The following is a 26,527-nucleotide window of genomic DNA, read 5'->3' on the forward strand; positions in this document are numbered from 1 at the left end:
CCGCTCGCCCATCTCCCCCGTCTCCTCCGGGGTTTCACATTCCCCCTCGTCACACCTCGTCGGGGACCGGAAGCGGCCGCTTCTCGACGGCCGCCGCCATCACCTCGGGGAAGTGGTCGGGCGTACAGGCGAAGGCGGGCACGCCAAGGGCGGCGAGCGCGCTCGCATGGGAGCGGTCGTACGCGGGCGCTCCCTCGTCCGACAGCGCGAGCAGGGCCACGAACTGCACGCCCGCCGCCTTCATCTGCGCGACCCGCTTGAGCATCTCGTCACGTATGCCGCCCTCGTAGAGGTCGCTGATGAGGACGACGATCGTCTCCGCGGGGCGGCTTATCCGCGACTGGCAGTACGCCAGCGCCCTGTTGATGTCCGTACCGCCGCCCAGCCGGGCGCCGAAGAGGACGTCCACCGGATCGTCGAGTTCGTCGGTGAGGTCGACGACGCTGGTGTCGAAGACGACGAGCCGCGTGTTCAGCGAACGCATCGACGCGAGCACCGCCCCGAAGACCGACGCGTGCACGACGGACGCGGCCATCGAGCCGGACTGGTCGACGCAGAGCACCACGTCCTTCTTCACACCTCGTGCGGCGCGGCCGTGGCCGATGAGGCGCTCGGGGACGACGGTGCCGTGCTCGGGCAGATAGTTCTTGAGGTTGGCCCGGATCGTACGGTCCCAGTCGATGTCGCGGTGGCGCGGGCGGCGCACCTTCGCGGAACGGTCGAGCGCTCCCGTGAGCGTGGAGCGGGTGCGGGCGGCGAGCCTCTTCTCCAGATCCGCGACGACCTTGCGCACCACCGTGCGAGCGGTCTCCTTGCTGGTCTCCGGCATGGCGGCCTTCAGGGAGAGGAGCGTGCCGACGAGATGCACGTCCGGCTCGACCGCCTCCAGCATCTCCGGCTCCAGCATCAGGGCGGACAGGTCGAGCCGCTCGATGGCGTCACGCTGCATCACCTGCACCACGGAGCTGGGGAAGTACGTCCTGATGTCGCCCAGCCAGCGCGCCACTTGGGGCGCGGAGGCGCCGAGGCCGCCGGCCCGCCGCCCGCCTGCCCGGGCTTGTCCGGAGCCCTGGCCTTGCCCTGAGCCCGGTCCGGTGCCGCTGCCATCGGGCGGGCCGCTGCCGTAGAGCGCCTGGAGCGTACGGTCCATGTCGGCGTCCGTACCGCTCAGCTCGCAGCCGGTCCCGTCCGAACCGCTTCCGGCGCCGAGCACCAGCCGCCAGCGGCGCAGCCGCTCCGCGGCATGCGTGCCGGGGCCGCCGGTCGCGGCCGCGACGTCGGGGGTGTCCGAGGTGCCGGTCGCGGCCGCGCCGTCGGGGGTGTCCGAGGTGCCGGTCGCGGCCGCGCCGTCGGGGGTGTCCGAGGTGCCCGGCATGGCCGGGGCGTCGGGTGTGCCGGTCATGTGGGCGACTCCTCCTGGTCCTCCTCGGCAACGGGCGGGGCGGGTCCGGGCTCGGTGGGTCCCGGCTCGGAGGATCCGGGCTCGGAGGATCCGGGCTCGGAGGGTTCGGCCAGTCCCGATGGGCCGACCTCCGCAGGTCCGGCTTCGGATCCGGGTCCGAGCGGAACTTCGGGTCCGGGTTCGGAGGATCCGGACTCGACGGGTCCGGGCTCGGAGGATCCGGCCGGTCCGCCCGGTCCGGCCTCCACAGGTTCAGCTTCGGCTTCGGGTCCAGGTTCGACCTCGGCTCCGGCTTCGGGTCCAGCTTCGGATCTGGGACCGGGACCGGGTCCGGGACCGGAACCGGAACCGGGACCACGTCCGGCTTCGGGTCCGGCTTCAGGTCCGGGTCCGGCTGGAGCTCCGGGTCCGGGTCCGGGTCCGGGTCCGAGCGGAACTTCGGGTTCGGGTGGAACTCCGGGACCGGGTCCGGGACCGGCCTCGGCTTCGGCTTCCGGCTCCGCGTCCCCCAGCAGCAGTCTCAGCGTCGGCAGCACCGCGTCCGCGCGGGGCGCATCCAGCCCGTGCCCGAAGCCCGCATATACGGGCCGGACCGGCGGAGCCTGTGGCACCGGACCGCCCGCGCCTGCCGCCGGGCCGCTCCCGCCGCCCGCGTCCACGTCGGCCGTCGTGAACCGGCCGCCGCGCCGGACGAGTTCGCCGACAGTGCGCCGCACTCCGGGCTCGAACTCGGCGAACGTCCTGCGCAGCAGGGGCAGTACGTCCGTGAAGGCCTCCCCCGGAACCGACGAGAGCCAGCCGTCCACGAGGCCGAGCAGCCGCTCGTCGTGCACGAGCAGCATGCCGCCACCGGCGAGGAACCCTTCGATCCACGCCGCCGCCTCGGGCGGAGCCGTGCCCGGCGAGAGCGCCAGACCCATCAGCCGTGCCGCCCGTGCGGGGGTCAACTGGGCGTCGTCCAGCAGCAGTCGTACGCAGCGGCCGCGGATCAGACCCGGTATCCGTTCGCGCGAGGCCAGCTTGCGCAGCACGGCGCGCCACCGGGCCTGCACGCCGTCCGTCGCGTAGGGCGCCCCGTCCGTCGCCGCCGCCCCCGAGTCCGGATCCGGGTCCGGGTCCGGCACGGCCGCCGCCTGCGCCGGTTCCACCGGTTCCGCCGCCTGCGACAGCAGCGCCACGCTGCGGTGCACGGCGTCGACATGGCGGCGCATCCGCTCCGCACCGTCCGCGTCGAGGCCCGCGCACGCCGGTGGAAGCCCGACGCACACCCGTTCCGCCAGGCCGTGCGCGACCTCGGTCAGCACCGCCGAGTCGGTGCCGCGCACAGTGCCGTACCGCACCGAACGCACCAGCGCCGGAAGGGCCTCGGCGAGCCGGCCGACGTCGGAGTCCAGGGCGGCGCGGTCCGCCAGGGCCCGCATGACGACCGTCAGCGCCTCCGGCAGCTCCGCCAGCAGACACCGCTCGGCGAGCGCGGTGACCTCGGCCAGCTCCGTGGCCTCGCCCGCCTGCCACACCGCCTTGGCCGTCGCCGCCGCCTCGACGGTCGTGCCCCACACCCCCGCCTCCGCCGTACGCACCGACAGCTCCGGCTCCCAGCAGAGCCGCCAGCTCTCGCGGAACGTGCCGGTACTGACGGTGCGTGAGCGCACGGGCAGACCCCAGTCGACCTCCAGCAGGCGCAGCCGGTGCAGCAGACGGCTGCGCGCCGAGTCGGTGTCCTTGCGCAGGTCGAGGTCCAACTCCCGCTCACCGGCCTGCGGTTTGAGCCTCAGCGTGCGCTGCTGCCGGGCCAGATCGCGCTGGAGCGGTACGGCGGGCGCCGCCTCCGGCACCTCGCCCAGCACGTCACCGACGACGAGCCGGTCCCGTACGAGCGCGAGCGGCACGTCGGAGCCTTCGCACATCACCGCCCGTACGGCGTCGAGGGTCTCGGTCAGTCCCGCCAGCGGTCTGCCGCGCATCGCGGCGAGCGACTCGGCCAGCCGTACGGCCTCGATGACGTGCGCCGACGAGACCCCGTGGTCCTCTTCGCGCAGCAGCCGGGCCACCTTCGTCATCCAGCGCTCGAGGACGCGGTCGGGCGCACCGAAGAGGTGCCCGTACCACCCCGGCGAGGTGATGCCCGCTCCGTAACCGCTGCGGCGGGCGAGCCTGCGATGCGTCCAGGGCACCCAGGTGATCTCCGCCTTCACCTTCGGCAGGCCCTTCAGCAGCAGCCGGTCGTCGGCGACCCTCGCCTTCGCCGCGAGCGCCGGGACATGCCACGCACCGCAGACGACGGCGACTCCGTCCGCACCGAACTCCCGCACCGCGTCGCGCAGTCGCAGCCGCATGTGGGCCTCGCGCACCTCGTCGCGACGGTCCCCGCCCGCGCCCGGCGGCGACGCGGTGCCCGCCGCTTCTCCGTGCTGTTCGCGCAGGGCGGCCATGGCCTCGCCGAGCACGGCGAAGGGCGCGTACGGATCGGAACCGGCGTGCGTCCCGCGGTGCTCGACGACGTCCTCCCACCACCTTTCGGCGTCGTCGTAACCGGCCGTCCCGGCCAGCACCGCGAGCGGATCGACGCGCACGGCCTCGGCGGCGGCGGTCCCGCCCCCGCTTCCGGGACCCCCGCTTCCGGGACCCCCGTCTCCGGAACCTCCGCCTCCGGCGCCCTCGCCTTCGCCTTGGCCCCCGTCTTCGTGCTCCTTGTCCCGCTCCCTGCCCTTCTCTCTGTCCTTCTTGCCCTCGTGCTCCTTGCCCCCGTGCTCCTTGCCCTCGTGCTCCTTGCCCCCGTGCTCCCCGTCCAGGTCCTCGTCCTCTCCGCGCCCGGCGAGCGAATGCGCCGCCGGAAGGTCGATGAAGCGGACCGGCACTCCGTGCTCCAGCGCCCATCCGATCGCGACCCACTCGGGGGAGAAGGCCGCGAACGGCCAGAACGCCGCCCGGCCCGGCTCGTCCGGTGCATGCGCGACGAGCGCCACCGGCGGTCGCATCGCCTCATCACCGGCGAGCGCCACGACCGCGTCCGCCTCGGGCGGCCCCTCGACGAGCAGCACCCGCGGCCGGTGCGCCTCCAGCGCGGCACGTACGGCACGGGCCGAACCCGGCCCGTGATGCCGCACCCCCAACAGCAGCGGTGCGCCGAGGAGTTCAGCGCCGGCGGCTCCGGGGGCGCGCGCCCGCACGGCCGTCACGGTCACGCCGAGACCTCTCGGCAGGCGCGGTAGAAGTCCTTCCAGCCGTCGCGCTCGCGCACGACCGCCTCCAGATACTCCTGCCACACCACACGGTCCGACGACGGATCGCGGACCACGGCGCCCAGCACGCCCGCCGCCACGTCGCCGGCCCGCAGCACCCCGTCGCCGAAGTGGGCAGCGAGCGCCATGCCGCCGGTGACGACGGAGATCGCCTCCGCCGTGGAGAGCGTCCCCGAGGGGGACTTGATCCTCGTACGCCCGTCGGCCGTGACGCCGTCGCGCAGCTCCCTGAAGACCGTGACCACCCGACGTATCTCCGCCGCGCCGTCGGCCGACGCGGGCAGGTCGAGGGAGCGTCCGAGCTGGTCGACACGGCGCGCGACGATGTCGACCTCCGCCTCCGCCGTCTCCGGCAGCGGCAGGACCACGGTGTTGAACCGGCGGCGCAGCGCGCTGGACAGCTCGTTCACCCCCCGGTCGCGGTCGTTGGCCGTCGCGATGAGGTTGAAGCCGCGCACCGCCTGGATCTCCTCGCCCAACTCCGGGATCGGCAGCGTCTTCTCCGACAGCACGGTGATCAGGCTGTCCTGCACATCGGCCGGGATACGCGTCAGCTCCTCGACGCGCGCCGTCCTGCCCTCCGCCATCGCGCGCATCACGGGACTCGGCACGAGGGCGGCGCGGCTCGGCCCCTCGGCGAGCAGCTGCGCGTAGTTCCAGCCGTAGCGCACCGCCTCCTCCGCGGTGCCCGCCGTGCCCTGCACCAGCAGCGTCGAATCGCCGCTGACCGCCGCCGCGAGGTGCTCGGAGACCCAGGTCTTGGCGGTGCCGGGGACGCCGAGGAGCAGCAGCGCGCGGTCCGTCGCGAGCGTGCTGACGGCGACCTCCACGAGACGGCGCGGGCCCACGTACTTGGGCGTGATCACCGTGCCCCCGCCCGGGCCGCCCGCCGGCAGCTCGCCGCCGAGCAGATACATGGAGACCGCCCACGGCGAGAGGCGCCAGCGCTCCGGACGCGGCCTGTCGTCCGCCGCGGCCAGCGCGCGCAGCTCGTCGGCGAAGGCGTCCTCGGCGTGGGGCCGAAGCGCGGACTGCTGCGCGGTGCCCCCGGCGCGGGAATCGGTGGTCACAGGTCCCCCTCCACACATGGCGGTCGATGTGCTGCCAGCGTGCACCCCGCCACTGACAATGACCCTGGAACCGCCTCTGAGCTGCGGTGATGCCTGACGGCCGGCGCAGCGGCGGCCGATTGTCAGTGGCGGCTCGTACGGTCGTGACCATGAGTGGTGTGGGGGTCCGCTGGACGGCGGAAGAGGTGCTGGCGCTCGCTCCTGACGACGCGTCACGCAGGGCGGGGAGCAGGCTCTCCTCGCCCGGCCCGTGGTCGGAGGCGGGGTGCGGGGCGGGCGCCGTGTGGGGTCTGTGCGAGGGGAGCGGCAGCAGGCCGTATCGCACGGTGGTCGATCTCGGCGGGGATTCCGGCGCATCGGGCGGCGGCCCGGCGGGCGGAGCGGGCGCCGGGCCGGGGTATCAGTGCAGCTGCCCCAGCCGGAAGTTCCCGTGCAAGCACGCGCTGGGACTGCTGCTGCTGTGGGCCGGTGAGCAGGATTGGCCGCATGCGTGGGGCGCGGAGTCCGAGGACCGTCCGCCGGACTGGGCCGGTGAGTGGCTCAGCGGACGTCGCGAGCGTGCCGCCCGCAAGGCCGCAGCGGGGCAGGGGCGTACGGCGGCGGACGCGGGCACGGGCGGGGGCGGAGACACGGGCACGGGCGGGGGCGCCGGAGTCGGAGGGCGGCGCCGCCCGGCGGATCCGGAGGCCGCTCGGCGCCGTGCCGAGCGCCGTATGCGGCGCATCGCGGCCGGCGCCACCGAGCTGGAGGAGCGCCTCGCCGACATGCTGCGCGGGGGCCTGGCGGGCGCCGAGCAGGGCGGCCAGGCGCAGTGGGAGGAGACTGCCTCCCGCATGGTCGACGCCCAGGCGCCCGGACTGGCCGCGCGCATACGGGAGTTGGGGGCGCTGCCGCTCTCGGGCCCGTCGTCCGCGCAGGCCGGGTACGAGTCGGGGGGCTGGCCCGCCAGGCTGCTGTCGGAGTGCGCCCTGCTCCATCTGCTCGACCGCGGCGTGCTCGCGCTGGACAGCCTCCCCGAGCCGTTGGCCGCGACCGTACGGACCAGGGTGGGTCTCACGGTCGACTCCGCGGAGCTCCTGGCGGGCGGTGCGGAGCAGGTCAGGGACGTATGGCTGGTGCTGGCGCAGCGCGACACCGAGGAGGGCCGGCTGACGGCCCGGCGCACATGGCTCCGGGGCCTGGAGTCGGGGCGTCCGGCACTGCTGCTTTCCTACGCGGCGGGTGGCCGTGCGCACGGCCACGCCCTCACAGTCGGCTCGACGGTCGATGCGGAGCTGGCGTACTACCCGGGGGCGCGTCCGCTGCGTGCCGCGCTCGGCGAGCGGCATGGGACTCCGGCGGCCGGGCCCGTGCCGGAAGGGGGCACGGTCGCCGACGCGTTGGCCTCCTACGGGCAGGCGCTCGGCGACGACCCGTGGCTGGACGCCTGGCCGGCGGTGCTGAGCGGCGTGGTGCCGACGCTCGGCGAGGACGCGTACGAGTACGGGCACGGTCACGGTCACGGGGAGCCGGACGGTGGTGGCGGCGCGGCCGGTGGCAGCGCGGGCGGTGGCAGCGCGGGCGTGCGCCAACTGGCCGACGCCGACGGCGAGTTCGCCCTTCCCATTGTCCCCGGCGCTGCGCCCGCGTCCCTGTGGAGACTCGCGGCGGTCTCCGGGGGGCGGCCCGTCACGGTCTTCGGTGAATGCGGGCACAGGGGCTTCGCCCCGTACACGGTGTGGAGCGAGCGAGAGGCGGTGCCGTTGTGACCCCGGTGAACTCCCCTTCGTCTGCGCCGGAGTCGGCGGACTCCGCGGGCACCGTGGCCACTTCGGACTCCGCGGGCACCGCGGCCGGTGCGGGCACCAGCGGTGTCACCTGGGGCGAGCTGGTGACGGCCGCGCTGCTCGGGAGCGAGCGGCGCACACCGCCGGGCGGCAGCCCGTCGGCTCTTCTGGACGCGGCGGCAGTGGAGACCGTCCGCCACCGCGCGGGGCTGCTGCCCGCAACCGCCGGGCCCCGTCCCGATCCGGCACCCGAGGACCCGCGGCCCGCACCGCCCGCCGCCGCCTCGCGACGGCTGACGCTGCTGCTCGCGGACCGTCCGGGAGGTCCGGGTGCGGGCGGAGGACGGCGCGGTACGGCTCCGGACCTGGCCGAGCTGCTGCCGCAGTGGCTGGCCGCCGCCAACGAGCACGGATACCGCGCACCGGAAGCACAGCTGCCCGCCCTGCTGGACGCGGCCCGCGCCCGTTCCGATCTCCGTGCCGGTGCGCTGGAGTTCGCGGGCCCCCGCGCGATGTGGCTGGCCCGTCTGAACCCCGAGTGGAAGTTCGCGCTGCGGCACAGGACACCACCCCACGGAAGGCCGCGGCAGAGGCAGGCGACACCGCCCGCCGCCGCGCCCGCAGGACAGCAGGAGCCCGGCACCTCCGATACGGAAGGTCCCGGTGATACAGAGAGTCCCAGTGATACGGAGGGCCTTGGCGATACGGAGGAGCTCGGCGGGGAGGTCCGGCGGCTCTGGGACGAGGGCCTGTTCGCCGAGCGGGTCGCGCTGCTCGCCTCGGTCCGCCGCCGGGACCCGGCGGCCGGGCTCGCGCTGCTGGCGGGCACATGGACCTCCGAGCGCGCCGAGGACCGGCTGATGTTCCTCGACTCGCTGCGCGAGAGCCTCGGCGACGGCGACGAGGAGTTCCTGGAGCAGGCGCTCAGCGACCGGTCCCGTACGGTCCGGGCGACCGCCGCCGAGCTGCTCGGCTCGCTGCCGCGTTCCGCGTTCGCCGCCCGCATGGCGGCGCGTGCCCGTGCGTACGTCGCACCGGACCCGCTGTCCACGTCGCCGCGGATATCGGTGGAGGCTCCCCACGAGTGCGACGCGGCGATGCAGCGCGACGGCGTGGTGCCGAAGCCGCCCCCGGGCCGGGGCGAACGGGCCTGGTGGCTGGGGCAGTTGGTGGAGGCGGCTCCGTTGTCCGTCTGGCCGGGGCAGTTCGGGGGGCGTGGCCCGCGGGAGATCGTCGCTCTTCCCGTCGCGGACGAGTGGCAGCGGGATCTGCACGCGGCCTGGTGCCGTGCCACGGTGCGCCAGCGCGACGTGGAGTGGTCACGCGCGCTGATCGGGCCGCCCACGGACCCTCCCGAGGAGGGCGCCGGCGACGCGGCGAGGCTGCTCGGAGTGCTCCCCGGGCCGGAGCGCTCCGAATGGGCGGCGCGCTTCATCGAGGCGCACGGCCTGTCGGACGCGTTCAGGCTGCTCGGCATGTGCGCGGTGCCCTGGGGCGAGCCGCTCGGACGGGCCGTGGTGGACGCCCTGGAGATCGCACGCGACGCGGGAAGTTACCCGTGGAGCTTCAGCGGGGTGCTCGGCCTGGCCGAGCGCTGCCTCCCGCCCACCGACGCGGGACGGCTCGAACCGCTGGCGGCGGTGCCGGACGAGCCCGAAGGGGGTTCGCCCGGAGCGGGCGCCTACTGGGCGGAGGCCTTCCAGCGGCTCGTGGCGACGCTGCGTCTGCGGGGTGCGATGCTCGCCGAACTGCGGGGCGAGCACGACGAGTTCGGCGAGGGCAGTGAAGAGTGAAGACGGTGAGGACGGTGAGCCCGTGCGGGTCCCGTCCGGGTGCGGTGAGTAGCACGAGGGGCGAGGCGAAGCGAGGCGGCGTACCCCGCCGCGCGTGAGCGTGTAGGTGCGCAAGGAGGGCAGCGGCGCAAGGGCGGGCCGGGACCGTAGGAGCCGGAGAGGCGCCGGACGGCCCCCGACGGTCACACTCCCGGGGCGGCCGGACGGCCGGACGGCCGGGACGCGGGGAGAATCAGGCCGCGGGGAGGGTCAGGCGGCGAGCCGTCCGACGTTCGCGCGGATCCATTCGACGACCTCGTTGGTCGTCGCGCCCGGCGTGAAGATCTCCGCCACTCCGCTCTCCTTGAGCGGGGGGATGTCGTCCTCGGGGATGATGCCGCCGCCGAAGACCTTGATGTCCTGGGCGTCCCGTTCGCGCAGCAGCTCCAGCACCTTGGCGAAGAGCGTGTTGTGCGCGCCGGAGAGGATGGACAGGCCGATCGCCTCCGCGTCCTCCTGGATGGCGGTGTCCACGATCTGCTCCGGAGTCTGGTGCAGGCCCGTGTAGATGACCTCCATGCCCGCGTCGCGCAGCGCGCGTGCGATGACCTTCGCCCCGCGATCGTGACCGTCGAGCCCAGGCTTGGCGACCACCACGCGGATCGGACCCGGCACACTCATCACTGCCTCCATCTCGACGGTCCCCCTCGCTTCGGGGGTTGCTTCTGCGACGGCCCTTCGTCACCGCGGAGGGCGTCCAAGAAAGCCGGAGTGAACGAACGTTATCCCCAGCATCGTGCACCGAAGCGCTCCCGACCGGGAAGGGAGGGGGAAATCACACGCCCGCGGAGTACCGGCCGCACCCCGTCCTCCCCCGCTGCGCGCCGCGCCCATCGGTCACCGGCCGAGCCGCGCACACCACACACCCCGCCCACCCGGCAGTCCGGCTCCCGCCCACCCGGCACCCGGCCGTCCAACAACCGGCACCCGCGGAACCGTGTACGCCGCGCACCTTGCTCCCATTGCTCCCGTTGCTCCCGCTCGACCCGCACCGGACTGAACCTGATCTCGCCCCGCACCGGCTGAAAGCTTCCACGCGCCCCCGCGAGCACCCGCCCGCCGCACGCTGCTCCGGCAGTCCTCAACACTCCGGCCGGGCACGGCTGTTACGCGCCGATACGGCAGTAATGTCCGTCCACGGACGGATCTTGGCGTTCACGCTTGTATCGCACCGGAGTTGACCACTGTGATACGCCCCGGAGGCCGCGACAGACCCCCGTCCGGAGCCCCCGAATTCGCGGGAGTTCGCGGGAGTTCGTCGAACATTCATCGAACGCAAGACCAAATCGTCGTTCACCGAGCCCCGAAAGGCCACCGAATGCCCGTTTCTCCGGGCTCTAAAACCTGTTGAAGATTGTCGCCGTCACGTACCCCCGGGTACAGTCACGGCACTGCTCCGCCCCTTGCTGTCGAGGCGAAAGAGAAGTTGGTGGTGAACGAAAGTCACCCGTCGGGAACCTCGTTCCCGGTCGACGCCTCTCCTGGTTTCTCGTACGCGGCCTCCGGCGCCGGGCAGTACGAGCAGTCGACGCACGGCTTCTACGCGCAGCAGGGTCAACCCGCCGCGTACGACGGCTATTCCACGGGCGCCTTCGCCGGCCAGGACTTCTCCTACGACCAGGACCCGCTCTTCGGTTCCATGCCGGGCGCGGACAGCTCGGGCTGGGCGTCCGGCACCTACGACGCGTACTCCGGCCACGGCCACGGCACGTATGAGGACGGCTCGTACGGAACGGGCGGCTACGACACCGGCACGTACGGCACCGGCGGCTACGACACCAACGGCGCCTGGACGCAGGCCGGTTTCACCCACACCACCGCCCCCTCCGCCCAACCCGGCGCGGGTCAGGGGGACTTCGGCGGTCAGGGGGACTTCGGCTGGAGCAGCGGCCAGTGGGACGCCTCGCAGTGGGACAACGGCCAGTGGGAGACGGGCGGTCAGTGGGACGCGCCCGGCCCCGACGGCGGCTGGGACGCCTACGGATACGACGGCTACGGCCACGCCGCCCAGGCGGCCCAGACCCAGGCCCAGGGCCATGACGGCGCCGCCGCCTACACGGACGCGGAGTCCTTCGAGGCGTACGACTCGTACGAGTCGTACGACAGCTACCATCCCGCGGCCGCGCCCGCCGAGGACCACGGCTACGGCCACGCCGTCCATGAGCAGCCCCAACAGCCGTACGGCGACGAGGCGTTCGGCCACGACGGCGGTCCCGGCGCGATGGCCGACGCCACGACCGCTCTCCCCGCGTTCGACGAATACGAGACGTACGCCGCCGCCGACGGCTACGACAGCGGATACGACGGCGGCAGCGGTTACGACGAATACGACGCCCCCGGGTCCTACTCCGCTTACGACGACGTCCAGGACGGCGGCTACGGCGCGGAGGACCACGGGTACGGAGACGGATACGGCGACGGGTACGAGGACGGCGACCTCGCCGACGCCCCGGACGCGCGGCCCGAGCAGGACCTCCGGGTCGCGAATCTGCCCGGCAGGCGCCGCTCCCCGAGACCGAGGCGTTCGGCTCTCCTCTCGGTCGCCGTACCGTCCGTCGCCGTGATGGGTGTGGCCGCCGCCGCTGCGGCGACCGTCGCGGGCAGCGCGCCGCAGGAGGACACGACGACTCAGGCCTCCGCGGACGTCCCCGCGAAGCCGGTCAACAAGAAGCTCGACACGCAGCTCGCCGGACTCTCGGCCGACGCCGACGACTTCGCCGACCGCGCCAGCCGCACCCAGGAACGCCTCGACCTCCAGGCGCGGCAGGAGGCCGAGCGCAAGCGGAAGGCGAAGGAGGCGGCCCGCAAGGAGGCGCTGCGCCCCAAGTTCGCGCTTCCGGTCAAGCAGCACGGCCTCAGCGCCACTTTCGGGCAGTCGGGGCTCAACTGGATGTCCGTGCACACGGGAATCGACTTCCCCGTGAGCGAGGGCACCCCTGTGATGGCCGCGAGCGACGGCACCATCACCACCAAGTACGACCTGTCGTTCGGCAACATGGCCAAGGTGACCGGCCCGGACGGCACCGAGACCTGGTACTGCCACCTCAGCAGCATCAAGGTCCGCTCCGGGCAGCTCAAGGCCGGCGACGTGATCGGCTACTCCGGCAGCACCGGCAACGCCACGGGTCCGCATCTGCACTTCGAGGTGCATCCCGGCGGCGGCGACGCGGTCGACCCGCTGCCCTGGCTGCGCGGCAAGGGCCTCAACCCCGAGTAAACCCCGAGTAGTTCCGGCCACGTCACGCTTCCTGCCCTGATCAGCCACCGCGCGCTGCCCTGCTCGGCCACCGGCGAGCGCTCACGCCCGCCAGGCCCGCGCGGCGCCCTTACAGCTTCTGCACCGGCGCGTACCGCAGCAGCAGCCGCTTGGGCTTCTCACCGCCGAAGTCGATGGTCGCCTCCGCGTTGTCCCCGCTGCCCTTCACCGCGACGACCGTGCCGAGCCCGAAGCTGTCGTGCGTGACCCGGTCGCCGGGGGACAGCGAGACGACGGGGCGGTCCGATGTGCGCCGCGTGGCGAAGCCGCTGGGCCCGCCGCGCCGCTGCACGCCCCCGGCGCCGCCCGCCGCGCCCCCTCGCGCGGCCATGGCCGCCCCGGCGCCGAGGCCCGAGCCGATGCCTCCGCCGCCGCTCGCACCGCCGCCCGCGGCCGCCCCCGTACGCTTCCAGTCCACGTACTGGTCCGGGATCTCCTCCAGGAAACGCGACGGCGGGTTGTACGAGGGCTGTCCCCACACGCTCCGCAGCACCGAACGCGTCAGATAGAGCCGCTTGCGCGCACGCGTGATGCCCACGTACGCGAGCCGCCGCTCCTCCTCCAGCTCCTTCGTCTGCCCCAGGGCCCGCATGTGCGGGAAGACGCCGTCCTCCATGCCCGTGAGGAAGACGACGGGGAATTCGAGGCCCTTGGCCGTGTGCAGCGTCATGAGCGTGATGACGCCGCTCTCCTCGCCCGCCTCTTCGTCCGGGATCTGGTCGGAGTCCGCGACGAGGGCGACCTGCTCCAGGAAGTCGGCGAGCGTGCCCGGCTCGTCCTCACCGCGCTCCTGCTCGAACTCCAGGGCCACGGCGGCCAGTTCCTGAAGGTTCTCGATGCGCGTCTCGTCCTGGGGGTCCGTGGAGGACTGCAACTCCGCGAGATAGCCGGTCTGCTCCAGCACCGCCTCCAGCACCGTCGCGGGCCCGGCACCCGACTCGACGATCGTGCGCAGCTCCTCCATCAGCACGTTGAAGCGGCGCACGGCGTTGGCCGAGCGCGCGGCCATTCCGTACGCCTCGTCCACCCGTGCCAGCGCCTGCGGGAAGGTGATCTTCTCGCGGAGCGCGAGCGCCTCGATCATCGCCTCGGCGCGGTCGCCGATGCCGCGCTTGGGCACGTTGAGGATGCGGCGCAGCGGCACCGCGTCCTCCGGGTTGGCGAGCACCCGCAGATAGGCCAGTACGTCACGCACCTCGCGGCGCTCGTAGAAGCGGACGCCGCCGACGACCTTGTACGGCAGGCCGACGCGGATGAAGACCTCTTCGAACACACGGGACTGGGCGTTGGTGCGGTAGAAGACCGCGACGTCGCCCGCCCTGGACTCGCCGGCGTCGGTGAGGCGGTCGATCTCGTCGGCGACGTACTGCGCCTCGTCGTGCTCCGTGTCCGCCACGTATCCGGTGACGGGGGCGCCGGCGCCGGACTGGGTCCACAGGTTCTTCGGGCGGCGGTTCTCGTTGCGCTCGATGACGGCGTTGGCCGCGCTGAGGATCGTCTGCGTGGAGCGGTAGTTCTGCTCGAGGAGGATCGTCGTGGCGTCCGGATAGTCCTCCTCGAACTGGAGGATGTTGCGGATGGTGGCGCCGCGGAACGCGTAGATGGACTGGTCCGCGTCGCCCACCACGCACAGCTCGGCGCGCTCCGGCGCCGGACGTACCTCCTCGCCCTCACCGTCGGTCTCATCGTCGCTCTCGCCACGGCCGTCGGCGTCCTCGCGAGCGCCGGTCTCGCCCCGGCCGTCGCCCTCGTCCGCGGTGCCGGTCCCGCCGCCGTCCCCGCCGGCGGTCCCGCCCGTGCCCACCAGCTCGCGCACCAGCATGTACTGGGCGTGGTTGGTGTCCTGGTACTCGTCGACGAGCACGTGCCGGAAGCGCCGCCTGTAGTGCTCCGCGACGTCCGGGAACGCCTGGAGCAGATGGACGGTCGTCATGATGATGTCGTCGAAGTCCAGGGCGTTGGCCTCGCGCAGCCGCGCCTGGTACATCGTGTACGCCTCGGCGAGAGTCTTCTCATACGCCCCGGACGCCGCGGCCGCGAAGTCCTCTTCGTCGATCAGCTCGTTCTTCAGGTTCGAGATCTTCGCGCTGAACGCCTTCGGCGGGTGCCTCTTCGGATCGAGGTCCAGGTCCCGGCAGACCAGTGCCATCAGCCGCTTCGAGTCGGCCGCGTCGTAGATCGAGAAGGACGAGGTGAAGCCGAGCTTCTTGCTCTCGCGGCGCAGGATCCGCACGCACGCGCTGTGGAAGGTCGACACCCACATCGACTGCGCCCGCGGCCCGATCAGCTCCTCGACGCGCTCCCTCATCTCGCCCGCTGCCTTGTTGGTGAAGGTGATGGCGAGGATCTGCCCGGGATGCACACGGCGCGCGGCGAGGAGATAGGCGATCCGGTGGGTGAGCACACGGGTCTTGCCGGAGCCGGCGCCCGCGACGATGAGCAGCGGCGAGCCCGTGTGCACGACGGCGGCGCGCTGCGCCTCGTTCATCGAATCCAGGAGCGCGTCGGGGTCGACGACCGTACGCGGCGAGCCGCCCCTGTGATAGGAGGACGGGCCGCCCCGGCCCCCGGCGCCAGAGCCGCCGCCACCGGAGTCGTCCGGGAGCCCGTCCGTATGCCCATCTCCGGGCCCCGCGGGGCCTGTTGGGCCCGTCGGGCCGTCCGGTGCGGGAGAGACGCCGTCCTGCGCGCGCACGGGCGCGAGGTCCGCCAGAAAGCTGTCGTCGAAGAGGCTGCTCATCGTCGTAGAAGTCTAGATTGCCGCTCCGACACCGCACGGCCACGTCCCGCAAGGATCCGGCAGGGGATAACGAAGAGATATCGGACGTATCACTCAACGGCCTTCACAGACGCCCCACATCTCGCTACGGTGCCGTGCCAGGCGGTCCGCACCAATGTCCGGCGAAAGCGTCGGCACGGGCCGCCTCCGCCGAATCCGACGGGTGCGCCACGGGTCTTCCCGGAAGCGCCGCCGCCGGAACCGGGGACCCACCGCGTACAGCGGAGCACGTGAGACCGCAGTACGCACCCGGGGTGAATCGGGAAGTCGCACCGCGGATGGCACCGCGCACGACCCGTAGGGCCGCCTTCCGAGAGCCCGAACCCGTCAGCTAACCCGGTAGGCGGTTCACGGAAGGAGTTGCCGGTCTTGGCGTCCCACCGCAAGCCGCGCACCCGGATACTGAAGTCCGCCTCGACGAAGCGCGGCGTACTCGGCGTCACCACCGCCGCACTCGCCTCCGTCTCCCTGCTCTCCCAGAGCGCCCAGGCCGCGCCGAACGACGACAAGCCGTCGATCTCCGAGGTCAAGAAGAAGGTCGACAAGCTCTACCAGCAGGCCGAGACCTCGACGCAGAAGTACAACGAGGCCAAGGAGAAGACGGACGCCCAGCGGGAGAAGGCGGACAGATCCCTCGACGAGGCCGCGAAGCGCACGGCGAAGCTCAACGACGCCCGGCGCACCCTCGGCAACTACGCCACGGCGCAGTACCGCACCGGCAGCATGTCCGAGACCGCGACCCTCCTGCTGACCGAGGACCCGCAGCAGTTCTTCCAGCAGTCGCACATGCTGGACCGGGTGAGCGGCCGTCAGAAGGAAGCCGTCACCGAGTTCGAGAAGCAGCAGAAGGCGGCCAAGGAGAAGCGCGAGGCGGCCACCGACGAACTGGCCTCGCTCACCGCCTCCCAGAAGGCGCTGAAGAAGAACAAGCAGGAAGTCCAGGACAAGCTCGCCGAGGCGCGCAAGCTGCTGTCGAAGCTGACGGCCGAGGAGAAGGCCCGCCTCGCGAAGATCGAGAAGCAGAAGCAGGAAGCGGCGCGCAAGGCCGCCGAGCGCGCCGAGAAGGCCCGCCACGACGCCGAGAAGGGCAAGGGCGGCTCCCACTCCCGGCCGGGCGGCGGTTCGCATTCCACGCAGGTGGACAAGGTGCTCGCGTACGCCAAGTCACAGCTCGGCAAGCCGTACGTCTGGGGCGCGACCGGCCCGAGCTCCTTCGACTGCTCGGGTCTCACCCAGGGCGCGTGGAAGGCCGCGGGCATCTCGCTGCCGCGCACGACATGGGACCAGGTCAAGGTCGGCACGAAGGTCGCCAAGTCCGAGATGAAGCCGGGCGATCTGGTCTTCTTCTACGACGACATCAGCCACGTCGGCATCTACGTCGGCGGCGGCCAGATGATCCACGCACCGAAGCCTGGCGCGGACGTGACATACGAGAACGTCAGCTACATGCCCTACCACTCGGCGGTTCGGCCCGGCTGACGGCAGCGGGGACGGCGGGCGCGGCGGTCACGCGTCCGGCCGGGCGGAGCCGGGCCCGGGGGCAGGGCGGGCACGGCGGCTCAACCCTCCGCGGGCGAAGGCGTCTTCAGGGCTTCGTCGTCACGTCCACAGGACGGCGATGAAGATGTTCGCCGTCGTCAGCGCGCCGACCGTGCCGAAGAGGGACGAGGGGACCTTCTCCTCGTCCCTCTTCACGTACACCAGCCCGAGGATCACCACGAGCAGCGCGAGCTTGATGCCGATCTTGACGTTGTTCGCCGGGTCGCCGGCGGCGTGGTCGAGGCCGACGAGGACCATGCCCGTGAGCAGCATCGTGAGCGCGCCGTGCAGCATGCCGGGCACGAATCGCGCCTCGTCCGCACGCATCGCCTTCATCTGGAAGAAGAAGCCGCCCAGCAGGGCCGCGATGCCGACGACGTGGAGCCCGACGAAGACATGTATGAGTACGTCCATGGACCGGGAGCCTAGCGACGGGCCCCCGGGCGGACCGGGGCGGGGCGGGCCGGTCCGCCGGGCACTCGCACCGCGGGCGCCGGGCGTCACGTCACCAGTGGACCGGCAGGCGCTTGACTCCCCTGATGAGCATGCCCGGCATCCACGGGAGCTCGGCCTCGTCGGCGTCCGTCGCGATATCGGGGCAGCGCTCCAGCAGCGAACGGACCGCGATCCGGCCCTCCAGCCGGGCCAGCGGCGCGCCCAGGCAGTAGTGCAGCCCGTGCCCGAAGGCGATGTGTCCGCGTGCGTCGCGGCGGATGTCGAAGCGGTCCGGGTCCTTGAAGCGCTCCGGGTCGCGGTCGGCGTCGGCCATGGCGATGAGCACGGTCGAACCCGCCGGAACGGTCACCCCGCCCAGCTCCACGTCCTCGACGGCGAGCCGCTCGGTGCACGTCTCCACGGGCCCGTCGTAGCGCAGCATCTCCTCGACGGCGCCGTCCAGCAGCCCGAAGTCGGCGCGCAGGTCGGCCAGTTGATCCGGGTGGGCGAAGAGCGCCCGCATGCCGTTGCCGATGAGGTTCACCGTCGTCTCGTGGCCGGCGACGAGCAACAGCACGGACATGCTGACGAGTTCGTCGGCGGAGAGCCGGTCGCCGCCCTCGTCCACGGTGTGGATCAGCTTGCTGAACATGTCCTCACCCGGATCGGCCCGCCTGGCCTCGATCAGTTCGGCGAGATAGACGGGCATCTCCTCGTACGCGCGCTGCATCTCCTCGGGATCGCTGCGCGCCACGATCGCGTTGGACCAGCCGCGGAAGACGGTGCGGTCCAGCTCGGGCACGCCGAGCAGTTCGCAGATGACCGTCATCGGCAGCGGGAAGGCCAGGGAGTCGACGAGGTCGGCCCTGCGCTCCTCTCCGGCCGTCATGTCGTCCAGCAGCTCGTCGGTGATCTGCTGGATCCGCGGGGCGAGCCGGGCGACGCGACGCGGTGTGAACTCCCCGGCCACCAACCGCCGCAGCCGGGTGTGGTCGGGCGGATCGGACATCAGCATGTGCCGGTGCACGAGCCGCGACGCGCTCGTACGGGCGATCTGCTCCTCGTTCCCGTACCTGAGCCAGGCCCGGCTGATCCGCGGATCGGTGAAGGCCCTGCGCGACGCCTCGTGTCCCACGACCAGCCACAGCTCGTCGCCGTTGGGGGTCCGCACGTGGTGTACGGGCGCCTCGGCGCGGAGCGCGGCGTAGGCGGGGTAGGGGTCGCGTACGAAGTCCTTGCTGAGCTCGGTCAGTTCGACGATGCCGTCGGCCGCCATGGTGGTCCCCCCAGTCGAAGTCCCGTGCACGCTAACCTCCGGGGCCACGGCGGAAGAACCTCGATTTCGGACGAATGTCTGCAACTCCGCGGTGCCGTACGGCCGTTGCGCTGCCGGGTCCCACGGACCGCGCGGACCGCTGCACGGGAGGCTGAGAACAGGCCCCGCGGGGGCGGCCGGAGAGGACGGCGGGCCCTGCGAACACCCTTTGTCCACTCGGCGTTCCCGCTTCTCACACAGCCGGGTGACCGGGGGCCCCTGCCGCCGCCGGCACCGCGCCAGTAGGGCACAATGCGCCTTTCACGAACGGTGTTTGAAAGGCGGGGTTGCACAGTGGCCGTGGACACGGCACGGGACGGCGCGAGCGGCGACGGCGGCAAGGACGACGGCGGAAACGGCACGAGCGAAGAGGCCGTTCCGTCGCAGAAGTCCGCCGCCACGGACGCACGTTCAGGCGCCGGCGCCCGCTCGGGCGACGGGCAGGGCTCCCGCTCGCGCACATACCCGGGCGGCACCTCGAAGAAGAGCGCCTCCGACGCCCACCCCACCAGCTGCACCTGCGGCGACTGCCCGTACGGCGCACGCGAGGGCCACCGGCGCGCCCTGGACGACTTCCGCCGCCGACGCGAGGAACTCGCCGCCGGCGAGGGCCTGCCCGCCGCCCTCGCCCACTCGCCGGGCGCCACGCGCCAGTGGGTCTCCGACGAGCTGACGCGAGCAGCCCGCACGGTCTCCGAACGCGCCCGCGAAGAGGGCACGATGCGCCTGGAGTCGCTGTGGCGGCACACCGTCACCGCCGTGTGGTGTGCCGTGGGGGCGCTGCTCGTCGGCCAGTTGCTCACGGCGCTGTTCGTCGGCTGGACGGCCGCGCGCACCGCGTCGCTGATCGCCGCCGTGGCCTCGGCCGGCGTCTTCACGCTCGCCGCACATCTGCACAGGACGCGCGGCGGCGCCCTCGCCCCCCTCATCGGCGAGGACAACAGGCTCTCCACCTCGCGTACGGTCGCAGGGAGTTGGGTGGTGCTCGCCGTCTACGACGTGCTCGTCCTCGCCCTCGAACTCGCGGGCCGCTCCGGCCAGGACGAGCGCCGTGCCCTCATCGAGGGGCTCGAACTCTCCAGGGGCGCCGGGCTGTTGACCGTGCTCGCGCTGAGCTGCGCCATCGCGGTCTTCGTCAGCCGCACCGTCACCGTGCGCGTGCAGCACCAGCGCCTCCAGAAGGTGCGCGCCGACCGGCCCCGCGCCTCCGACCTGCTCACCGACGACGCGGGACGCGGCTCCTTCTGCGACGTGCAGTACGTGCTGGTCAGCGGGGTCGCCGTGGTGTTCGCGGCCGTACGGCTCGCACGGCAGCCCGACCAACTGCCCGATCTGCCCTGGGGACTCGCCCTGCTCGTCGTGATCTCCGCGGCCACGTATCTGACGGGCAAGTACGCCGAGGGCGGGCGACCCGTGGTGCTGTCCGTCGTACGGGCCAGGGAGATCGGCGACCTGCACGCCCCCATCCGTACCGGCGACGACATCGAGATCCGCGGCGCGGGCTTCGTGCCGGCGGGCGCGGCCGATCCGGACCGGCTCTCCCGGATGGTCGTCCGCGTCGGGGCGGTGCACGTGCCGGTGCCGCTGATCCCGGCGCCCGGCGGCTTCGCGAACCCCGCGGACGCCACGCTCACCGTGCCGGTCCCCGTCGAGGTCGAGCCGGGACGCGTCGACGTCCAGGTCGTCACCGCGGCGGGCGTGGAGACCAACCGCTATCCCATCGACGTCGCCGACTGAGGCGCGGGCTGCGGCCTGGCGGCCGGTGACCGGCGGGTGACGGGGGCCGGTGAGTGACGGGGGCGGTGACCGACGAGTGACCGGGGGCGTCGGTGGTGCGGGTGGGGCACCCGCTTCAACGCCCGCCTCGACGCCTCGTTCGCCCCTTCTGTGACGAATGTGCCCTCGTCGTGGGCGTCCTGGTCACGCGGTTGGTGACTTGGATCGTTCAGACGGGGTGTACGTGCGGCCCTGGCCGCGTACCGTAGCGACCCGACTCCAGCCAAGCCGAACGTACATGCGGCAGAGGCGGCAACTACGGAAGGTGGGACGTGTCATGTCTCTGGCGGATCAAACCAGGGCGGTCGGCGGCGACGTGCCGGTCAGCGGTCCCCCGGGCAGCCTTCGGGCGCGAGCGTCGAAGTACGCGTTGCTTCCGCTCCGCCTCTTCCTCGGCATCACCTTCATCTACGCAGGTCTCGACAAACTCGTCCTGAACAAGGAGTTCCTGTCCGGCAAGGGCGGCGACTCGCTGGCCACCGTGCTGGAGTCGTCGCACGACGCCGCGGCGATACCGGCCATGATCGACCTGGCGCAGAACAATCCGAAGGCGTTCGGCATAGCCATCGCCGCCGGTGAAATCGCCGCGGGGCTCGGGGCGTTGGTGGGTCTGTGGACACGCCTCGCCGCTCTCGGCGGCATGCTGATCTCGCTCAGCCTGTGGCTGACGGTCAGCTGGCAGAGCGACCCCTACTACTACGGCAACGACCTGCCGTACATGATGGCCTGGGTCCCGCTGATCTTCGCGGGCGCTTCGGTGTTCTCACTGGACATGGCCTTCTCGAAACGGCGCAGGCGAAAAGGCAGGCACATCTTCGGCTGACGGCTGACGGCTGACGGCTGACGGCTGACGGCTGACAGATACCGGATGACAGATAACAGCTGACAGATAACAGATTCTGTTACGAGGCGGGGCCCGGCCCGGAGGTGCACAGCACCCCCAGGCGGGGCCCCGCCCTCGCTTCGTCCTCAACTCGTCTACGTGGTCCCGCCGTTGACGTCGGAACGCCCACCGCCGGGCTCCCCTTCTCCGGGCCCCTCACCGGCCGTCCGGCCACCGCCTCCGCCCGGCTGCTCGTATCCGTCGCGTGGTTCGTCCACCGGCGTCCCCACGGGCGCCCCAACCGGCAGCGGCTCGCGTCGCGCCGACGCTCGCTGCCGCCGCCGCACCGCGCGCCGCACGGCGAAGGTCAGCAAGGCCACGAAGGCCGCCGCCACCAGCGACAGCGGCACCAGGGCGAGCAGGGCCCATACCGGTACGCGCCACTCGCCCAGCGCGTCCATCGCGTACGTCAGCGCCGTGCCCACCAGCAGCAGGCCGAGGAGCAGTCGGGACGGTTCGAAACGGTGCCGGTTCACGGGCGCACCTCATGACTCTCGGGGGCCTCTCGACTGTTGCGGACCCCGCCGCTCCTGCCGCTCTCAGCGGCCTTACCGCCCTCGTGGATCCGTGCACCCTCGCCGTGGGGGCCGGTGATCGCGGGCAGGTGGTCGGTCCGTACGCCGGTGGGGAGCAGCCGCACGATCTCCACCTGCCCGAACGTCATGTCCACGGACAGCTTCAGCGTTCCCTCCTCCTTGTCCTTGCCGTCCTCCTTGCCGTCCTCCGCACCGGCCCCCGTACCGGCGGCCGGCAGCGACCAGTGCTCATGCCTGTGGAAGCCGCCGGACCGCTCCACCACGAAGTGCTCCCCCTCGGGGTCGGTCGGTGTGGGGAGCCGGAGTTCGCCTGCGGTGAGGTCCGCGGCCAGTTCGACGCGGGTGTCGCTCGGGACGATCACCTTGAGCGCGCCGATGCCGACGCGCGCCTCGGTGCGCACGGTCTTGCGGCCGTCGCCGAAGCGCATCTCGCTCAGGTCGAGTTCGGCGGCGCCGCCGTCGAGTTCGTACGTGCGGGCCACGTCCCCGGCGGAGACCGGTGCCCATGCCACCTCGCGCCAGTCGGTGCCGATGCTCTTCGGGATCAGGGAGGCGCCCGCGAGCATCACGGCGGTGACCACGGCCAGGAACACGGTGCCGAAACCGATCCGCCCCGCGAACGCGCCGACGACGAAACCCAGCCCGTACACCGCGAGCGCACAGGCAAGTCCCACGGTGAGGCTCGTGCCGAGCGGCCGCGACTCCCAGCCGGGAGCGGCTCCCGCCAGCGCCGCCGCCGAGGCCAGCAGCGCCACGAGCCCGCCGAAGGAACGCTCGCGCCGCCGTCCCACACGGACCGCGCCGCCGCCACGCCTGCGGAACCGGCCGGGCGCCGCCCCGCGTACGTCCGCGGGGGTCTCCGCGTCCTCCGGGCCCCACAGGTATCCGGTGTCGTGAGGGGCGCCGGCGCCGTCCTTCGTCAGGGGCTCGCGCCACCACGACGGCGTCGCCGGTACGGGCGGTGCCTGCGTCTCCGGGGGCGCATCTGCGACCGCGTGCGCCGTGGTGGGGTCGACCGGAGCGCCGACGGCCTCGGCGGCCTCCGCCTCGCGGCGATGGTGCGACCAGTACGCGGCGCCGCCGACCGCCGCCACGAGCAGCAGGGAGAAGGGCGTACTGCGGCTGCCGAGCGAGGCGAGGAAGAGACCGCAGCCCACGAGGGCCACGAGGATCGCGGAGAGCGTCGTGCCCTCGACGCGGCCCGACAGCAGCCACCGTGCCTCGTTCTGCCGCTCGCCCTCGGCGGGGATCAGCAGCCAGGCGGCGCCGTAGAAGACCAGTCCGAGCCCGCCGACGACGGAGAGAACGACCAGCGGCACTCGGAAGATGACGGGGTCGAGGCCGAATTGGCGGCCGAGTCCCGAGCACACGCCCGCGACGACCTTGGGACGGCGGCTGCGCGTGAGGCGGGGCGCGGCGGGCGGCGGTGTGCGCCCATCGGTGCCGGAATCCGCCCCGGCTCCCCAGTCCGGGCCTGCGTTGGTGCCCGCACCCGAGCCTGCACCGGTCCCCGATCCGGTGCCGGGGCCCGATCCGGTGCCGGGGCCCGCCGCGGCCCAAGTGCCCCCGCCGGCACGGGCGTCGGCGGCAGCACCCGTACCGGCACCGGCATCCGTACCGGCGTCGGCGGCAGCACCCTCATCACGGTCACGGTCACGGTCGCCGTCACCGCTGCCGCGATCACCGTCGCCGCTGCGATCACCACTTCCGCTGCCGCTTCCGGTGCCGCGATCACCGTCGCCGCCCCCACCGCCGCGCGCACCCCGGCTGTCGCCGCCCTCCGGTGCCCGCTCGTCGTCCTCGGTCATGCGCCTATGGTGTCGCGCCGCTCCCGTACGCCACATCGGGGCCCGTCCCCTACAGGACCCTGAATAGCGGCCCTTTTCCGCGACCGGTCCCGCGACCGGTCCCGCCTCGGCCGTCCACAGCCGTATGCGGCCATATGCCGCCGCGTACGGGACGGGGATCCCTGCGCAGGCAAGGGGGAGGATCAGGGTCCACCCTGATGTCTCACCCCCCACGAACGTGTGACGATCGGTCCATGACCCCCGCCTCCCCGACCGCTTCCGGCTCCGGCACGGGCTCCGGCGCCGCGCACGCGGCCGCGGGCTTCCCCCCAGGCGGAACCGGCTTCCCTCCGGGAGGAACCAGCGTCCCCCCAGGCGGAACCGGCGTCTCCCCTGGAGGAACCGGTGTCCCCCCTGGAGGGACAGGCCACGGGGACCAGCCGGGCGGGCAGCATCCAGGAGGAGGCCCGCCCCCCGCCGACGACGATGCCTCTCCGCCCCCGCTGCGCAAGCTCTACCGCAGTGCCGAGGGCCGCATGCTCGGGGGCGTCGCGCGGGGCCTGGCAGGGCACTTGGGGCTGCCCGTCTCCTGGGTGCGCATCGTCTTCATCGCGCTCACCGTGACGAACGGGCTGGGGGTGCTGCTGTACGCGGCGTTCTGGTTCGTCGTGCCGCTGGGCACCAGCGGCGTCGCCACCGGCGGCGTCGGCGGCCCCGGCACCGGAACCGCCACGGGAACCGCGGACGCCACCCGCCCCGGCACCCGGGGCACCGGCCGCAACCGCAAGTCCACCGGCCCGGCCTCCCCCGGCACCGCCGGTAGACCGAAAGACGGGGACGGGAACGGGCACGAGGACGAGGAGGGGGACGTCTGGTCCCGCCTCCGCGTGCGCAAGCCCGACAAGGGTCAGCTCTTCGCCGTACTGGCCCTGCTCGTCGGCGCGGGCGTGATCGCCGACAACCTCCAGCTGGGACGGGTCAACACCTATGTGTGGCCGGTGCTGTTGATAGGTCTCGGGGTCGTACTGGTCTGGCGCCAGGCCGACGACGCCCGCCGTGCGCACTGGGCCGAGGTCACCCGCCGCCGCGGTCTCGTGCCGATCGCGCGCAGCGCGGCCGGCGTGGTGCTGGTGGCGGTCGGCGTCAGCGGAATCGTCGTTGTGCAGGGCTCGGCGAGCAGCCTCGGGCCCGTGCTTCAGGCCGCGATGGCCGTGCTCGTCGGTGTCGCGCTGCTGGCCGGTCCGTATCTCGTACGGATGATGCAGGACCTCTCCGAGGAACGGCTGATGCGCATCCGCGCACAGGAAAGGGCCGAAGTCGCCGCCCACGTACACGACTCCGTGCTGCACACCCTCACGCTCATCCAGCGCAGCGCCGACGATCCCCGCGAAGTCGCCCGCCTCGCCCGTGCCCAGGAGCGCGAGCTGCGCAACTGGCTCTACAAGCCGCACGGATACGGCAAGGAGGAGGACCAGAAGCCGCGGACCCTCTCCGAAGCGGTCAAGGCGACGGCGGCGGACGTCGAGGACCATCACGGCGTGCCGATCGAGGTCGTCTGCGTCGGCGACTGCCCGCTCGACGAGGGCCTGGACGCCCAGATCCAGGCCGCGCGCGAGGCGATGGTGAACGCCGCGAAGTACGGTGGGGACGCCGCCGCCGGAGGTCAGGGGGGAGGCGCCGCCCGTCCCGGAGGCCTCGTGGGAGGAGCGGTCCAGGTCTTCGCGGAGGTTGAGGGCCGCACGGTCTTCGTCTCCGTACGCGACCGGGGGCCCGGCTTCGACCCGGACTCGGTGCCGGAGGACCGGATGGGCGTGCGCGAGTCGATCGTCGGACGCATGCGGCGCCACGGGGGTACGGCCAGGCTGCGGTCGACGCCCGGCGAGGGGACAGAGGTGGAGCTCGAAATGGAGAGGGCGGCCCAGTCGTGACGGACGAGACAGCAGGCACCACCGGAGACGGCGGCCCGGACCCGGCGGGAGGCCCGCAAGGGACGCCGGACACCCGCGATACGGCAGGCACGGGCGGAACGGCCGGCCCGAGCGGCCCCGCCCAGCCCGGGTCACGCCACGTCCGCGTGGTCCTCGTCGACGACCACCGGATGTTCCGCGCGGGCGTCCAGGCGGAGATCGGCCGTACCGACGAGACGGGCGTCGACGTCGTCGGCGAGGCCGGAGACGTGGAGCAGGCCGTCTCCGTCATCGCCGCGACCCGCCCCGAGGTCGTACTGCTCGACGTGCACCTGCCGGGCGGAGGCGGGGTCGAAGTGCTGCGGCGCAGCGCCTCGTTGACGGGTGCCGCGGACTCCCCCGTGCGCTTCCTCGCCCTGTCCGTGTCCGACGCCGCCGAGGACGTCATCGGCGTCATCCGCGGTGGCGCGCGCGGCTACGTCACGAAGACCATCACCGGCACCGACCTGGTCGACGCGATCTTCCGCGTCTCCGACGGCGACGCCGTCTTCTCGCCCCGCCTCGCGGGCTTCGTCCTGGACGCCTTCGCCTCCACCGACGCCCCGCCCGTCGACGAGGACCTCGACCGCCTCACCCAGCGCGAGCGCGAGGTGCTGCGCCTGATCGCGCGCGGCTACGCGTACAAGGAAGTGGCCAAGCAGCTCTTCATCTCGGTGAAGACCGTCGAGTCCCATGTCTCCGCGGTCCTCCGCAAGCTCCAGCTCTCCAACCGCCACGAACTCACCCGCTGGGCGGCCGCTCGCCGCCTCGTCTGACCGGGCCCGGGCCCCGGGTGGCGAGGTGGTCCGGTTCGCCGGGGACCGGGCCGTCGGCCGGAGGCCCCGTGACCTGGCCGGGGCTGGTGTACCGCACACTTGCTCTGGTTTCGGCTGCGGGCCATCGTCACAATGACGGAGGATAAGTCGCGTGGCCCGCTCACTTGTCGTGTTGGAAGCGGCGGGC

At 72.8% G+C, this 26,527-nt stretch carries 17 protein-coding genes and 1 riboswitch; of the genes, 8 read left to right on the plus strand and 9 right to left on the minus strand.

Features of this window, described 5'->3' with window-relative positions; genetic code table 11:
• Nucleotides 1–49: 49 nt before the first annotated feature.
• From HCC61_RS06600 to HCC61_RS06610, 3 genes are read right to left on the minus strand one after another with little or no spacing between them, the layout of a single operon-like run.
• Nucleotides 50–1,402, minus strand: coding sequence for a VWA domain-containing protein (locus HCC61_RS06600; RefSeq protein ID WP_240968509.1), 1,353 nt, complete (start codon nucleotides 1,400–1,402; stop codon nucleotides 50–52).
• Complete coding sequence (locus tag HCC61_RS06605; protein WP_346777079.1) at nucleotides 1,399–4,581, minus strand: DUF5682 family protein; 3,183 nt, start codon at nucleotides 4,579–4,581, stop codon at nucleotides 1,399–1,401. The genes HCC61_RS06600 and HCC61_RS06605 overlap by 4 nt, the downstream gene beginning before the upstream one ends.
• 2 nt (nucleotides 4,582–4,583) lie before the next feature.
• The gene (locus tag HCC61_RS06610; RefSeq protein WP_169134291.1) at nucleotides 4,584–5,732 is read right to left on the minus strand and encodes an AAA family ATPase; all 1,149 of its coding nucleotides are present in this window, start codon (nucleotides 5,730–5,732) and stop codon (nucleotides 4,584–4,586) included.
• Between the two features lie 131 nt (nucleotides 5,733–5,863).
• On the opposite strand from HCC61_RS06610, the gene HCC61_RS06615 reads away from it, so the two are divergent.
• Together HCC61_RS06615 and HCC61_RS06620 are read left to right on the plus strand one after the other, a co-directional pair.
• Nucleotides 5,864–7,462: an SWIM zinc finger family protein gene (locus tag HCC61_RS06615; RefSeq protein ID WP_169134292.1), complete on the plus strand. Its 1,599-nt coding sequence runs from the start codon at nucleotides 5,864–5,866 to the stop codon at nucleotides 7,460–7,462.
• Nucleotides 7,399–9,273 (plus strand): DUF5691 domain-containing protein, encoded by a 1,875-nt coding sequence (locus HCC61_RS06620; RefSeq protein WP_240968513.1) that lies wholly within the window; start codon nucleotides 7,399–7,401, stop codon nucleotides 9,271–9,273. Before HCC61_RS06615 ends, HCC61_RS06620 begins: the two co-directional genes overlap by 64 nt.
• A gap of 249 nt (nucleotides 9,274–9,522) precedes the next feature.
• Here HCC61_RS06620 and HCC61_RS06625 read toward each other — a convergent pair whose 3' ends face one another.
• Complete coding sequence (locus tag HCC61_RS06625) at nucleotides 9,523–9,933, minus strand: cobalamin B12-binding domain-containing protein (protein ID WP_169134294.1); 411 nt, start codon at nucleotides 9,931–9,933, stop codon at nucleotides 9,523–9,525.
• An 811-nt stretch (nucleotides 9,934–10,744) separates the two neighbouring features.
• Here HCC61_RS06625 and HCC61_RS06630 point away from each other — a divergent pair.
• Nucleotides 10,745–12,529 carry a M23 family metallopeptidase gene (locus tag HCC61_RS06630; RefSeq protein WP_346777059.1) on the plus strand — a complete coding sequence of 595 codons (1,785 nt, stop codon included), beginning with the start codon at nucleotides 10,745–10,747 and terminating at the stop codon, nucleotides 12,527–12,529.
• 109 nt (nucleotides 12,530–12,638) lie between these two features.
• On the opposite strand, the gene pcrA is transcribed toward HCC61_RS06630, so the two are convergent.
• Nucleotides 12,639–15,308 (minus strand): DNA helicase PcrA, encoded by a 2,670-nt coding sequence (pcrA, locus tag HCC61_RS06635; RefSeq protein WP_169134295.1) that lies wholly within the window; start codon nucleotides 15,306–15,308, stop codon nucleotides 12,639–12,641.
• Nucleotides 15,309–15,524: 216 nt separating this feature from the next.
• Nucleotides 15,525–15,709, plus strand: a riboswitch (cyclic di-AMP (ydaO/yuaA leader).
• Between the two features lie 7 nt (nucleotides 15,710–15,716).
• Here pcrA and HCC61_RS06640 point away from each other — a divergent pair.
• Nucleotides 15,717–16,826 carry an NlpC/P60 family protein gene (locus HCC61_RS06640; RefSeq protein WP_169134296.1) on the plus strand — a complete coding sequence of 370 codons (1,110 nt, stop codon included), beginning with the start codon at nucleotides 15,717–15,719 and terminating at the stop codon, nucleotides 16,824–16,826.
• A gap of 120 nt (nucleotides 16,827–16,946) precedes the next feature.
• Here the strand turns inward: HCC61_RS06640 and HCC61_RS06645 are convergent, their stop codons facing one another.
• Nucleotides 16,947–17,300, minus strand: a complete 354-nt coding sequence (locus tag HCC61_RS06645) for a hypothetical protein (RefSeq protein ID WP_169134297.1) — start codon at nucleotides 17,298–17,300, stop codon at nucleotides 16,947–16,949.
• Nucleotides 17,301–17,391: 91 nt separating this feature from the next.
• On the minus strand, nucleotides 17,392–18,597 hold the full coding sequence (locus HCC61_RS06650; RefSeq protein ID WP_169134298.1) for a cytochrome P450: 1,206 nt from the start codon (nucleotides 18,595–18,597) through the stop codon (nucleotides 17,392–17,394).
• Nucleotides 18,598–18,930: 333 nt separating this feature from the next.
• On the opposite strand from HCC61_RS06650, the gene HCC61_RS06655 reads away from it, so the two are divergent.
• Together HCC61_RS06655 and HCC61_RS06660 are read left to right on the plus strand one after the other, a co-directional pair.
• Nucleotides 18,931–20,373, plus strand: a complete 1,443-nt coding sequence (locus HCC61_RS06655; RefSeq protein ID WP_169134299.1) for a hypothetical protein — start codon at nucleotides 18,931–18,933, stop codon at nucleotides 20,371–20,373.
• Between the two features lie 316 nt (nucleotides 20,374–20,689).
• Entirely contained in the window at nucleotides 20,690–21,235 is a 546-nt protein-coding gene (locus HCC61_RS06660) for a TQO small subunit DoxD (protein ID WP_169134300.1), read from the plus strand.
• Nucleotides 21,236–21,390: 155 nt separating this feature from the next.
• Here HCC61_RS06660 and HCC61_RS30095 read toward each other — a convergent pair whose 3' ends face one another.
• Both HCC61_RS30095 and HCC61_RS06670 read right to left on the minus strand, forming a co-directional pair.
• Nucleotides 21,391–21,771, minus strand: coding sequence for a hypothetical protein (locus HCC61_RS30095; protein ID WP_206322149.1), 381 nt, complete (start codon nucleotides 21,769–21,771; stop codon nucleotides 21,391–21,393).
• The gene (locus HCC61_RS06670; RefSeq protein ID WP_169134301.1) at nucleotides 21,768–23,639 is read right to left on the minus strand and encodes a PspC domain-containing protein; all 1,872 of its coding nucleotides are present in this window, start codon (nucleotides 23,637–23,639) and stop codon (nucleotides 21,768–21,770) included. The genes HCC61_RS30095 and HCC61_RS06670 overlap by 4 nt, the downstream gene beginning before the upstream one ends.
• A gap of 482 nt (nucleotides 23,640–24,121) precedes the next feature.
• Between HCC61_RS06670 and HCC61_RS06675 the strand changes: the two genes are divergently transcribed.
• Complete coding sequence (locus tag HCC61_RS06675) at nucleotides 24,122–25,546, plus strand: ATP-binding protein (protein ID WP_240968664.1); 1,425 nt, start codon at nucleotides 24,122–24,124, stop codon at nucleotides 25,544–25,546.
• Between the two features lie 146 nt (nucleotides 25,547–25,692).
• Nucleotides 25,693–26,340: a response regulator transcription factor gene (locus HCC61_RS06680; protein ID WP_169134570.1), complete on the plus strand. Its 648-nt coding sequence runs from the start codon at nucleotides 25,693–25,695 to the stop codon at nucleotides 26,338–26,340.
• Nucleotides 26,341–26,527 lie beyond the last annotated feature (187 nt).

This window comes from Streptomyces sp. HNM0575 (assembly GCF_012726265.1).
In the GTDB taxonomy this organism is placed as follows: Bacteria; Actinomycetota; Actinomycetes; order Streptomycetales; family Streptomycetaceae; genus Streptomyces.